This is a genomic window from Trabulsiella guamensis ATCC 49490 (assembly GCF_000734965.1).
GTDB lineage: Bacteria > Pseudomonadota > Gammaproteobacteria > Enterobacterales > Enterobacteriaceae > Trabulsiella > Trabulsiella guamensis.
Genome location: NZ_JMTB01000037.1, coordinates 20,619 through 33,603, shown reverse-complemented (window position 1 = coordinate 33,603; position 12,985 = coordinate 20,619). Strand labels below are relative to the sequence as shown.

The following is a 12,985-nucleotide window of genomic DNA, read 5'->3' as shown; positions in this document are numbered from 1 at the left end:
GCGATAAGAACTTGCCAGCACAAGGTCGATGCGCAGACCGCGGTTGTCATCAAACCCTTTGGAGCGGTAATCAAACCATGAGAAACGATCCTGGGTTTCCGGGTGCGCGTGGCGGAAGGTATCCACCAGACCCCAGTCGAGCAGGCGCGCCATCCACTCACGCTCTTCCGGCAGGAACGAACATTTACCGGTGCGCAGCCAGCGCTTACGGTTCTCATCACCAATACCGATATCCAGGTCCGTCGGGCTGATATTCATATCACCCATGATAAGCACCGGGTTTTCTTTATTCAGTTCGCTGTCGAGGTAGTTCTGCAGGTTTTGATAGAACTTCGCTTTTGCCGGGAATTTGATTGGATGGTCGCGACTTTCGCCCTGTGGGAAATAGCCGTTGATCACCGTGACATTGCCTAATGGAGATGGGATTTCCGCCATGATGATGCGGCGCTGCGCCTCTTCGCCATCGTCAGGAAAACCACGGCGCACGGAGACAGGCGTCTCTTTAGTGAGTAGTGCAACGCCGTAGTGGCCTTTCTGACCATGATAAAAGACGTTATAGCCGAGCTTCGCCACCTCTTCGAGTGGGAACATATCGTCGTGGACCTTGGTTTCCTGCAGACCGATCACATCCGGTTGATGCTTCTCGACGATGGCTTCCAGTTGATGAGGACGGGCGCGCAGGCCGTTGATATTAAAAGAGACAAATTTCATAGTCGCTGCCACTGTGCAAGGTGAATAGTGAGGGGATGGTAGCAGAATTTCCCCTGTCTGACCTCATCGCTCGCTGAGTTTCTGTTGAGGGGGTGGGCATTGATTGCAGAGCGCAATAAGCGCCCCGTTATGAAGCATGACGCTCCACTTTGGGGCAATTTTCTTTGTCAAATTCCGCAGGGGATCACAAATCGCGAATTAAGTTTTGCTAATGCATAATGTTGCGATTATTAGCATCGCTAATGCGTGATTTTGTGGTTTTATGCACTTTTTATGCAGTTATTGTGAATAGGGATAAGCTGTAACTCATTGATTTCCTGTCTCCCACTTCTGGTTATGCACTTTTAATGCTGGCTGGCACGAACTGTGCAATCTACATTTACAGCGCAAACACACCATAATATTTAACAATATTGAAACTTTTAATTTACCGGAAGAGGTCACTATGTCTCAGTCAATTACGCGTAACAATTTTGATGAATGGATGATGCCGGTTTACGCCCCGGCGGCCTTTATACCGGTACGCGGAGAGGGTTCACGTCTGTGGGACCAGCAGGGTAAAGAGTACATCGATTTTGCGGGCGGGATCGCGGTTAACGCGCTCGGCCATGCGCACCCTGCCATGATCGACGCCCTGACCGAACAGGCGAAGAAGTTCTGGCACACCGGTAATGGCTATACCAACGAACCTGCGCTGCGTCTGGCGAAACAACTGATTGACGCCACTTTTGCCGAACGCGTGTTCTTCTGCAATTCCGGTGCCGAGGCCAACGAAGCGGCACTGAAACTGGCGCGCAAATACGCCCATGACCATTACGGCACGCAGAAAAGCGGCATCGTGGCGTTCAAAAATGCCTTCCATGGTCGCACGCTGTTTACGGTTTCGGCGGGTGGTCAGCCTTCCTATTCACAGGATTTTTCCCCGCTGCCGCCGGACATCAGCCACGCGGTATACAACAATCTGGATTCTGCACGCGAACTGATTAATGACACGACCTGTGCGGTGATCGTTGAGCCGATGCAGGGCGAAGGTGGCGTGGTTCCGGCAGATCCCGCATTCCTCCAGGGGCTACGCGAACTGTGTGACCAGCATAACGCGCTACTGATTTTTGATGAGGTGCAGACCGGCGTTGGCCGTACCGGCGAACTGTACGCTTATATGCACTACGGCGTGACGCCGGATGTGTTATCCACTGCCAAAGCGCTCGGCGGCGGTTTCCCGGTGGGCGCGGTGCTGACCACCGCCAGATGCGCCAGTGTAATGACTGTGGGTACCCATGGCACTACCTACGGCGGTAACCCGCTGGCGACTGCGGTAGCGGGTGAAGTCTTCTCAATTATCAATACCCCTGACGTGTTGAACGGCGTAAAACAGCGTCACCAGTGGTTCACAGAACGGTTACAGGCCATCAACACCCGCTTCGGTCTGTTCAACAACATTCGCGGCATGGGGCTGCTGATTGGCTGTGTGCTGAAAGATGAATACGCAGGTAAAGCGAAAGCTATCAGCCAGCTGGCCGCGGAAGAGGGACTGATGATCCTGATTGCCGGGGCCAATGTTGTGCGCTTCGCCCCTGCGCTGATTATCAGCGAAGAAGAAGTTAACAGCGGTCTCGATCGCTTTGAGCGCGCCTGTGAACACTTCCTGAAAGGGGCTGCATCATGATGGTCATTCGTCCGGTCGGGCGAGAGGATTTGCCGGGACTGATGAAGCTTGCAGGGAAAACTGGCGGCGGGTTGACCTCACTTCCTGCGGATGAAAAAACATTATCTGCGCGAATTGAACGCGCACAGAAAACCTGGGAAGGCACGTTGCCGAAAGGCGAGCAGGGTTATGTTTTCGTGCTTGAGGATACCGACAGCGGCGAAGTGGCGGGAATTTGCGCCATCGAGGTGGCCGTCGGCCTGAATGACCCCTGGTACAACTACCGCGTCGGCACGCTGGTTCACGCCTCCAAAGAGCTGAACGTCTATAACGCGCTGCCAACGTTGTTCCTCAGTAACGATCATACCGGCAGCAGCGAACTCTGTACGCTGTTCCTCGATCCGGCGTGGCGCAAAGAGGGTAACGGCTATCTGCTGTCGAAATCCCGCTTTATGTTTATGGCGGCGTTCCGCGACCACTTCAATGACAAAGTGGTGGCTGAAATGCGCGGCGTGATTGACGAGCACGGCTATTCGCCGTTCTGGGAAAGCCTCGGGCAGCGCTTCTTCTCCATGGCGTTCTCGCGCGCCGACTACCTGTGCGGCACCGGGCAAAAGGCGTTTATTGCGGAACTGATGCCTAAACATCCCATTTACACCGATTTCCTCAGCGAAGAGGCCCGCGCGGTGATTGGCAATGTCCATCCGCAAACGGCACCGGCGCGGGCGGTACTGGAAAAAGAGGGTTTCCGCTATCGCAACTACATCGACATTTTCGATGGTGGCCCGACGCTGGAGTGCGATATCGACCGGGTCCGGGCGATCCGCAAAAGCCGGTTGGTGGAGGTTGCGGAAGGGCAGCCAGCGCCTGGTGAGTGGCCCGTGTGCCTGGTCTCTAACGAACAGTATCAGCACTTCCGCGCGATGCTGGTGAATGCTGATCCCCATACCGAACGTCTGGTACTGACCGGCCAACAACTGGATGCCCTGAAATGCCGTGCGGGCGATCACGTCCGCCTGGTGCGCCTTTGCCCTGAGGAGAAAAAATGATGAGTTTATGGATCAACGGTGACTGGGAAACCGGGCGCGGCCAGGTGCGCAACAAAACCAACCCGGTAACGCACGAAACGCTGTGGAGCGGCAGCGATGCTGATGCAGAGCAGGTTGCGCAGGCAGTAAACGCTGCCCGTCGGGCCTTCCCGCAATGGGCAAAACAGCCGTTTACCGTCCGCCAGGCGGTCGCCGAAAAATTCGCCGGGTTGCTGGAAACTCACAAAACAGAGCTGACAGAAACCATCGCCAGCGAAACCGGCAAACCGCGCTGGGAAGCGGCGACAGAAGTAACAGCGATGATCAATAAAATCGCCATTTCGGTGAAGGCTTATCACAGTCGGACGGGCGAGCAGGAAACGGCGATGGCAGACGGCGCGGCGACGCTACGTCATCGTCCGCACGGCGTGCTGGCGGTGTTTGGCCCGTATAACTTCCCCGGCCATTTACCAAACGGACATATCGTTCCGGCACTGCTGGCAGGAAACACCGTGGTGTTTAAGCCGAGTGAGCTGACGCCAAAAAGCGGCGAAGCGATGGTCAGACTGTGGGAACAGGCCGGGCTTCCGGCAGGCGTGCTGAACCTGGTGCAGGGCGGTCGCGAAACCGGCGAAGCGTTAAGTGCGCAGGAGGACATCGACGGCGTGCTGTTTACCGGTAGTTCAGCCACCGGTTTTCATCTGCATCGCCAGCTGGCGGGGCAGCCGCAAAAGATCCTTGCTCTTGAAATGGGCGGCAACAATCCGCTGATTGTAGACGACCCCGCTGATATCGATGCCGCCGTGCATCTGACCATCCAGTCCGCGTTTATTACTGCCGGGCAACGCTGTACCTGCGCTCGCCGTTTGCTGGTTAAACGTGGCGAGCGCGGCGACGCCTTTCTTGCCCGGCTGGTGGAGGTCAGCCGCCGCCTGACACCAGACCGCTGGGATGCCGAGCCACAACCTTTTATGGGCGGACTGGTGTCACCGCAGGCCGCGCAGCACGTGCACAAAGCGTGGCTGACGCACGTGGCTAACGGTGGCACAACGCTGCTTGAACCGCGTTTGCTGGAAGCCGATACCTCGCTGCTGACGCCGGGCATCATCGAAATGAGTGGCGTAACCAACGTCGCAGATGAAGAGGTCTTCGGACCGCTGCTCTGCGTCTGGCGCTATGACACCTTTGATGAAGCCATCGCGAAGGCCAATGCCACCCGCTACGGTCTGGCGTGCGGGCTGATTTCCCCGGATCGCGAGAAATTTGACCAGTTGCTGCTGGAAGCCCGCGCCGGGATCGTCAACTGGAACAAACCACTGACTGGCGCCGCGAGTACTGCGCCGTTCGGCGGTACCGGGGCTTCCGGCAACCATCGCCCTGGCGCGTGGTATGCCGCCGATTACTGCGCATGGCCGATGGCGAGCCTGGAGTCGCCTGCTATGGTGCTGCCGGAATCGTTAAGTCCGGGGCTGGATTTTTCGCGTGAGGAAACCGTATGAACGCCTGGGAAGTGAACTTTGACGGTCTGGTCGGTTTAACGCATCACTACGCCGGACTGTCATTTGGTAATGAAGCTTCTACGAAGCACCGCTTTCAGGTCTCTAATCCGCAACTGGCGGCGAAGCAGGGGCTGCTGAAAATGAAAGCGCTGGCAGACGCGGGCTATAAGCAGGCGGTAATCCCGCCGCAGGAGCGGCCTAATGTGCCGCTGTTGCGGCAACTGGGTTTCAGTGGCAGCGACGAACAGGTAATAGAAAAAGCGGCAGCACAGGCACCGCAGCTGTTATCGGCGGTCAGCTCGGCGTCGTCGATGTGGGTGGCGAATGCCGCCACGGTGGCACCTTCCGCTGATACCCTCGACGGTCGCGTGCACCTGACAGTTGCCAACCTTAACAACAAATTTCACCGCGCCAGCGAGGCGCCCACTACCGAAGCGGTGCTGCGGGCATTACTCCCGGATGAACACTGTTTCGCTATTCACAGCGCGCTACCGCAGGTGGCGATGTTTGGCGACGAAGGGGCGGCGAACCATAACCGCTTCGGCGGCGCATACGGTCAGCCGGGCGTGCAGATGTTTGTTTACGGGCGCGAAGAGGGCGGTGAACAGCGCCCGTCGCGTTACCCGGCGCGTCAGACACTGGAAGCCAGTCAGGCGGTAGCGCGGCTGAACCAGGTCAATCCGCAACAGGTAATTTTCGTCCAACAGAACCCGGCAGTGATCGACAAAGGGGTTTTTCATAATGACGTGATTGCGGTCAGTAACCGTCAGGTGCTGTTCTGCCATCAGCAGGCGTTTGTTAATCAGGATGCGTTGCTGTCACAGCTGGCGGCGCGCGTGCCGGGGTTTACCCCCATCGAAGTGCCTGCGTCGCGCGTGTCGGTGGAAGAGGCGGTGGCGACTTATCTGTTTAACAGCCAGCTTCTGAGCAAAGCGGACGGCAGCATGATGCTGGTACTGCCGAAAGAGTCGCAGTCGCACGAAGGCGTCTGGCGTTACCTCAATGATCTGCTGGCGCAGGATAACCCGATCAGCGAACTGAAAGTGTTCGACCTGCGCGAGAGCATGGCGAATGGCGGTGGTCCGGCGTGTCTGCGTCTGCGCGTGGTACTCAATGAACGTGAGCTGGCGGCGGTTAATCCGGCGGTACTGATGAACGAGACGCTGTTTACCACGCTCACTGACTGGGTGGATCGTTACTATCGCGACCGGCTGACGCAGGCGGACCTGGCAGACCCGCAACTGTTGCGCGAAGGGCGCGAAGCGCTCGATCGCCTGACGCAGATCCTGAAGCTGGGGTCGGTGTATCCGTTCCAGCGCTGAGAGGGCACATGAAGGATTTTCTGACATTAACGCTGGCGGGGCGATTGCCTCACAGTTTTCACGGCAATACCCCGCATTTTCGCTGGCACTGGCTGGATTGCGGCATTCTGCAACTGACGCCGCATCAGTCTGCTGAACGATCGCTGGTACTGTCGGCGGGCATTCATGGCAACGAAACAGCGCCGGTGGAGATTGTTGACCATCTTCTGCAACACCTGTTTGCTGGTGAGCTGGCGCTGCGCTGTCGGCTGCTGGTGATCCTCGGTAACCCGGCGGCGCTGCGGGCGAACCGTCGTTATCTGGACAGCGATATGAACCGGATGTTTGGTCAGCGCTGGCAGACATTCCCGCCAGGCAGCGATACGGCCCGTGCTGCGGTGCTGGAGCAGGCGCTGACGCAATTCTGGCGTGATGCTAAAGAGGGTGAGCGCTGGCATCTGGATCTGCATACGGCAATCCGCGGCTCGCACCATGTACGCTTTGGCGTTCTGCCCGCCCGCACCACGCCGTGGAAAGCTGAATTTCTGGACTGGCTGGGTAGCGCCGGGCTGGAAGCGCTGGTTTTTCATCAAACACCTGCCGGAACGTTCACCCATTACAGTTGCGAGCAGTTTAATGCGCTTTCCTGCACCCTCGAACTGGGTAAAGCGTTGCCGTTCGGGCATAACGATCTGACATTGTTTGCCCGTACCCAACAGGCGCTGGCAGCGTGGATAGCGGGTGATTATCTGAAGGCAGCAAACACGGTGCCGGTACGCTACCGCGTATCGCAGCAAATCACCCGCCGCAGCGAAGCCTTCGAACTGTATATGTCTGACGATACACTCAACTTCACAGCATTTCCCCGGGGAACGTTGCTGGCGGAAGATGGCGAGACCTGTTATCAGGTGGAGCACGAGCAGGAGTTTGTTCTGTTTCCTAATCCGGCCGTGGCGCTGGGTTTGCGGGCCGGACTGATGCTGGTGCGAGAGTCGTGATCAGAGCAGATCGCTGTCGTGTTGTAGCTGGCAGAAGACCAGAGCGCCCTGATGCATGGTAATTTCGCCATTGCTGCGCAGCAGGGCCAGACATTTCATGACATAACTGCGGGAAAGACCGGAACGCGTCCGTACGTATTCTGCAGCCGGAATATGTCGGCGAATTAATGCTGGCTCCCGCTCCAGGGCTTGCAGGAAATAGCGGATTACCGCCAGCGAACTTTTCCCCGAGGTATTGAGCAAAATACCATGCATAGCGCTGGCCGTGGCGTTGCTCACTTCATACATCTCCCGCCACAAATTTTGCGTTTCCACAACCTCCATCACACGGCATAGTGGAATGACGGTAAGCACAGTGGCGTCATATGCCTGAAGATAATAATCCGCGCGGTTTTCCAGTACTGTATTCACGCCCAGCATGCCCGGAGCGGACAGACAATAAATCAGCCGCTCGTCAGAACTTCGCTGCACCGCTACCAGCCCCTCACGAATCAATAACACGTCAGCATCTTCTCCGGTGCAGAAGGTAAAGATCTGCCCGCGCTCCAGCGTGTAGTTAATGCCTTCATGCATAAAGGCGGTCAGTAGCCGGTCCAGAGCGGCAACGGGTTTAATGTTCATGGTGATGGAATCTGTTCCTGAGTCAGACAGTGGTAAACGATACCTGAAACCTTAGCCTGGATACGAACATTTCCCCAATGAATATTACGGACATAATGGGTCTCATAATGGACTTAGCTTTGGGTAATATTCAATTTGTTAACTCAGAAGAATGTTTATATCGTTTATCCCGTCACCAGCAGCATTCACAAAAAAAGTGGTGCTTTTTTAGCACACTCGTTGCTTTTTTTAATGATTGTCGCTGAGCACTATTATCAGTATTTGCTCTGATAACAGGATCTATTTACTATCAGGAATGTAATATGAAAAAAGTATTATTAAGTGCTGCACTGTTACCGTTCGCGGTTGTTGTCACAATGCAAACAGCTAATGCCAGCGACGGAACTATTCGATTTAATGGTTCGATTGTGGATTCACCTTGCGTTATTTCGTCAAATTCGCAGAATCAGGAAGTGGATATGGGCGCAGTAAAAAGCTCAACCTTCTCGACAGCGGGCGATAAATCCACCGCGACACCATTTCAGATTAGGCTCGAAGAGTGTGATCTGACAGCCGGTAAAACCAAGGTCAACGTGGTGTTTAACGGCATCGGCGATGATGACGATACAACACTGCTCTCTGTTGATAACGGTGCAGGTAGTGCGACTGGCGTAGGGATTGGCCTTTTCGATGCGAAAGGCGAAGCCATTGCTCTGAACGATGGCGCTTCTCTTGAGGCCCTGTCCGAAGGTGAAACCGTCCTCAATTATGATGCCCGCTACGTGAGCACCAAAGATGCGGTAACAGTCGGTAGCGCCAGTGGGCAAGTCGATTTTAGTCTGACCTACGAATAATTATTGGGTCGCCCTGGCAGGCATTTGTCTGCCAGCCTTTCATTGAGGTTAATATGTTACGTAATTCAACTGCGCTTGCCGCGGCCTGCCTTTTTGCGCCTGCCTGTTTCGCGGGTGGTATTTCATTAAATGCCACCCGGGTGATATATCAGGAAGGGCAGAAAGAGGCATCACTGACAGTACAGAATCATAGTCAGAAAGATGTTTTTTTAGTGCAGTCATGGATCGACGATATTAACGGTAATAAAAAAACGCCTTTTATTATTACGCCACCGCTATTTCAGATGCAACCGAATAAAAATAACACATTGCGGATCGTCAATATTAACAATCAACTGCCTGCCGATCGTGAATCGGTGTACTGGGTTAATGTCAAAGCGATTCCGGCGGCCAGCGAAGACAGCGCTGGAAAAAATCTGCTGCAAATTGCGGTTCGCACGCGCCTGAAACTCTTTTATCGCCCCTCCGGGTTGCAGGGGGATCCAGCCAGCGCAGCAAAAACGCTGACGTTTTCCCATAGCGGCAACCAGCTTGCCATCGATAACCCGTCGGCATATGTGATGACCTTTCATGATCTGAATGTGGGCGGAAGAGTGATTAACGATCCGGTGATGGTACCGGCGAAAGGGCATTTGTCAGTCAAATTACCAGCGAATGCCGGGGCGTTCAGCCAGGTGCAGTACAGCATCATCAATGACTTTGGCGCAGCCGGTGCGCAGATGACGCAGCCGGTGCGCTGAATCGGAGCCTGTGGGTTGCTATTATGGAGACGTCGCGACATTCACTCACCATTCTGGTGATGATCACGTTGGTGGGGGGCAGTACGTTTTTAGTGCTACCGGCAACCGCCGCGAGGTTCAACCCGAAATTTCTCGAAAACGTGGAGGGTATCGATCAGCATCTTGATCTCTCGGTTTACGAACAAAACGATGCTCAGCGCCCGGGTAAATATCAGGTTGATATCTATGTCAATGAGCAAAAGCAGACTTCGCAAACGCTTAACTTTACTGCCGCCCGCGATCAGCAGCAGGGACAAACGCTGTTGCCCTGCCTGACCAAATCTCAGTTGCAGGCATGGGGCGTGCGCACAGCGGCATTTGCCGACATCGCGAAATTACCTGCGGGTGCCTGCGTGCCGTTCTGGACGATTATCCCTGGTGCTAAAAGTGAGCTGGATTTCAGTGCGCTGAAGCTGTCGCTGAGCATCCCACAGGCGGCAATGCAACAGACGGCACGCGGTACAGTGCCGGAAAACCGCTGGGATAATGGCGTTCCGGCACTGCTGTTTGATTACAGTTACAGCGGCAGCCAGAGCCACTATCAATTTGAACGCGGAGATGGAAACGACGACAGCAGCGAACGCAGCGACTATCTCAACCTGCGCAGCGGTTTAAACCTCGGTCCGTGGCGACTGCGCAACAACAGTGTCTGGCAGCGCGGTAGCGGTGAAAATCACTGGGACAGCATGGGTACTTACCTGACCCGGGCGCTGATCCCACTCAAATCGCAACTAACGATGGGAGATACCTCCACCGCTGGCGACATTTTTGACAGTCTGCCAGTGCGCGGCGTTGTGCTCGCATCAGATGATCAAATGTTACCGGACAGTCAGCGCGGTTTCGCGCCGGTGATCCGTGGTATCGCCAAAACCAACGCTGAAGTAGTGGTGGAACAGAACGGCTATGTGATTTATCGCCGCTTTGTGTCGCCGGGCCAGTTTGAGATTAACGATCTCTACCCAACTTCGAACAGCGGCGATCTGACGGTCACTGTGAAGGAGAGCGACGGCAGCGAGCAAAAATTCATTCAGCCGTATGCAGCGGTCGCCATTATGCAGCGCGAAGGCCAGCTCAAATACAGCCTCACCGCTGGACGTTATCAGGCTGGTAACTATCAGAGCGCTTCGCCGCAACTGATGGAGGCGACGGCGATTTACGGCTTGCCCGCCGGAATGACCGCCTATGGCGGCATACTGGTCGGCGAGGGTTACAATGCGCAGGCGCTGGGCATTGGCAAAAATATGGGCGAGTGGGGCGCGCTATCATTGGACGCCACCCACGCCACCAGTCAGGCGGCGGACGATATCGAATCCAGCGGTTACGCCTGGCGGCTGTTATATGCCAAAAGTTTTGCCGCGACCGGCACCAGTTTTAACGTTTCCGGCTACCGCTATTCCACGCCGGGTTTTTACACCTTTCAGGAAGCCACTGACAGTCGCAGCGAGGCTGAAAGCGATTACGGTCATTATCATCGCCGCAGCCAGTTGCAGATCAATATGACGCAGCAACTGGCGACGTGGGGCTCGTGGTACATCAATGCCACGGATCAGAAATACTGGCAGGACGATGATGAAAGCCTGACGTTTTCGACCGGCTATAACGGTCATATCGGGCGCGCCACCTGGTCGCTGGCCTGGTCGGCAAACCGCAACCCTGATGACGATACCACTGACCGTTTATGGTCGCTGAACATCAGCTTGCCCATTGGATCGGCATGGACCAGCTTCCACACCACCCGCGATCAGGACCAACGCACGGTTTCGCAGATGAGCCTCAATGGTACGCTTCTGGACGATCATAACCTTGATTACAGCGTAACCGAGGGCTATGGCAGCGACGGGCAAGGCAACAATGGCAGCGCTTCGCTGAACTATCAGGGCGGTCGAGGGAATATCAATGTTGGTTATAACTACAGTGCGGATTCCCGCCAGCTTAACTACAGCCTGCGCGGCGGGGTGATTATGCACAGCGGCGGCGTCACGCTGTCGCAGCCACTCGGCGAGACGATGGCGCTGGTCAACGCGCCGGGAGCGTATGGCAGCAGCGTCACCAATAACAGCGGTGTGACTGTTGACCATTTTGGCAACGCGGTCGTGCCGCAGTTGACGCCGTACCGGGAGACTGAGGTCTCGCTGCGCAGCGAAACGCTTAATAATCAGGTGGACCTGAACGATGCCTTTCTGCTGGTCGTCCCGACGCGCGGTGCGGTAGTGCGGGCTGGTTTCGATACTCATGTTGGCTATCGCGCGCTATTGACGTTAACCCGTCCGGGGAACGGTGCAGTACCGTTTGGTGCCACAGCGTCGCTGGTGGATGACCATGCGAAAACCCCCACCACCGGCATGGTGGCGGAAGACGGAGAGCTGTATATCAGCGGTCTGCCGGATAAAGGACGCGTCGACGTAAGCTGGGGAAAAGGGCGTGATGAACGCTGCGTGGCGGAGTACCAGCTTCCACAATCACAACTTCGCAGCGCGGTGATTGCACTGTCTGCGACCTGTCAGAGTGAATAATATGAAAATCATCATGGGATTATTAGTCAGTGGCTTATGGCTGGCATTAAGCGGCACACCGGCGCACGCGGCGGACGACTGGGGGCCATGTGAATCCGATACAGTCCATCAGTTTCCCTCTTCTTTTAATAAAACGATTACTGATCCGTCGCAGAATTATTCCGGGCATGAATTTGATAATTTTTTTCACTGGGACAACGGTCAGACGTACACCATTATCTGCGAATGTCCCGATAATATGTCCAATCCACCGGTGTCCTACTATAAGGCGACGGTTAATCTCCCGGCAGGGCATGCGGCGAACTGGTACCAGGTGAATGATAACCTTGAGGTGCGTACCAGCATTGATGTCTATAACCAGGGAAGTGTCATCACGCCATTCAGCGATCTGTCGAATAAAACAGTGTCGTCAGGTGAATGTGAAGTCAAAGGTGGGACGCATAGTGCGTGGACAGGTACCAAGGGTAGCGTGTCACTGTATATCGCGCATCCGTTTGTCGGTACCTCTACCATTCCAGAAGTGGAAATAGCAGCATTGTATGCCAGTAAAAAAGCAGGCGTCTATTCGACGACGCCGATTGTGCGCGTCCTGCTCAGCGGTACGGTTGAAGTGGATCAGGGGTGTGAGATTGATGGAGGGTCAGTCGTGAATATTCCGTTGGGGGAGTATGACGCGCGTGATTTCGAAGTGCCTGCCGGAAGCAAACCGCAGAATGTGCAAATCGTAAAAGAGCAACTGGTACTGCGTTGCCATAACGTTTCTGATGGCGTCCGTGCGTGGGTGCATATTGAAGGGACTGTCAATCCCAACAACGCCACCGCGATTGATATGGGCAACCCAGATATTGGTGTGCAAATTTCTGGCGACACCAGCGAGAAAGTGCTGATCCCAAATGACGTTAACAGTGAAGAGCCGCTTGCGCTGGGTTCCCAGGACGCCAGTGGCAGCCGCAGCGCAATGTTCAACATGCACGCGTGGCCCATCAGCACCACCGGTAAACGTCCGTCATCCGGTGATTATCAGGGCATTGCTTCGTTGCGGGTGGAGATAGAATAA

Annotated in this window: 11 protein-coding genes; 9 read left to right on the top strand and 2 right to left on the bottom strand. The window is 55.4% G+C overall.

Features of this window, described 5'->3' with window-relative positions; genetic code table 11:
• The coding region (gene xthA, locus GTGU_RS03905) for an exodeoxyribonuclease III (RefSeq protein WP_038154376.1) at positions 1-711 on the bottom strand (711 nt) is incomplete at its 3' end.
• A gap of 445 nt (positions 712-1,156) precedes the next feature.
• Here xthA and astC point away from each other — a divergent pair.
• The 5 genes from astC to astE are packed head-to-tail and all read left to right on the top strand — an operon-like array spanning position 1,157 to position 7,182.
• Positions 1,157-2,377 (top strand): succinylornithine/acetylornithine transaminase, encoded by a 1,221-nt coding sequence (astC, locus tag GTGU_RS03900; protein ID WP_038154375.1) that lies wholly within the window; start codon positions 1,157-1,159, stop codon positions 2,375-2,377.
• Positions 2,374-3,405, top strand: coding sequence for an arginine N-succinyltransferase (gene astA, locus GTGU_RS03895; protein WP_038154373.1), 1,032 nt, complete (start codon positions 2,374-2,376; stop codon positions 3,403-3,405). The genes astC and astA overlap by 4 nt, the downstream gene beginning before the upstream one ends.
• On the top strand, positions 3,405-4,883 hold the full coding sequence (gene astD, locus GTGU_RS03890; RefSeq protein ID WP_038154379.1) for a succinylglutamate-semialdehyde dehydrogenase: 1,479 nt from the start codon (positions 3,405-3,407) through the stop codon (positions 4,881-4,883). The genes astA and astD overlap by 1 nt, the downstream gene beginning before the upstream one ends.
• The gene (gene astB / locus GTGU_RS03885; protein WP_038154372.1) at positions 4,880-6,205 is read left to right on the top strand and encodes an N-succinylarginine dihydrolase; all 1,326 of its coding nucleotides are present in this window, start codon (positions 4,880-4,882) and stop codon (positions 6,203-6,205) included. The genes astD and astB overlap by 4 nt, the downstream gene beginning before the upstream one ends.
• Before the next feature lie 8 nt (positions 6,206-6,213).
• Positions 6,214-7,182, top strand: a complete 969-nt coding sequence (gene astE / locus GTGU_RS03880) for a succinylglutamate desuccinylase (protein ID WP_038154371.1) — start codon at positions 6,214-6,216, stop codon at positions 7,180-7,182.
• On the opposite strand, the gene GTGU_RS03875 is transcribed toward astE, so the two are convergent.
• Complete coding sequence (locus tag GTGU_RS03875; protein WP_038154370.1) at positions 7,183-7,803, bottom strand: helix-turn-helix domain-containing protein; 621 nt, start codon at positions 7,801-7,803, stop codon at positions 7,183-7,185. It lies immediately after the preceding gene.
• A 302-nt stretch (positions 7,804-8,105) separates the two neighbouring features.
• Here GTGU_RS03875 and GTGU_RS03870 point away from each other — a divergent pair, with 302 nt between their 5' ends.
• The 4 genes from GTGU_RS03870 to GTGU_RS03855 are packed head-to-tail and all read left to right on the top strand — an operon-like array spanning position 8,106 to position 12,985.
• Positions 8,106-8,636 (top strand): fimbrial protein, encoded by a 531-nt coding sequence (locus GTGU_RS03870; protein ID WP_038154369.1) that lies wholly within the window; start codon positions 8,106-8,108, stop codon positions 8,634-8,636.
• Between the two features lie 53 nt (positions 8,637-8,689).
• On the top strand, positions 8,690-9,376 hold the full coding sequence (locus GTGU_RS03865) for a fimbria/pilus periplasmic chaperone (RefSeq protein WP_038154368.1): 687 nt from the start codon (positions 8,690-8,692) through the stop codon (positions 9,374-9,376).
• A gap of 23 nt (positions 9,377-9,399) precedes the next feature.
• The gene (locus GTGU_RS03860; protein ID WP_038154367.1) at positions 9,400-11,928 is read left to right on the top strand and encodes a fimbria/pilus outer membrane usher protein; all 2,529 of its coding nucleotides are present in this window, start codon (positions 9,400-9,402) and stop codon (positions 11,926-11,928) included.
• Positions 11,929-11,941: 13 nt separating this feature from the next.
• Positions 11,942-12,985, top strand: a complete 1,044-nt coding sequence (locus tag GTGU_RS03855; RefSeq protein WP_169741158.1) for a fimbrial protein — start codon at positions 11,942-11,944, stop codon at positions 12,983-12,985.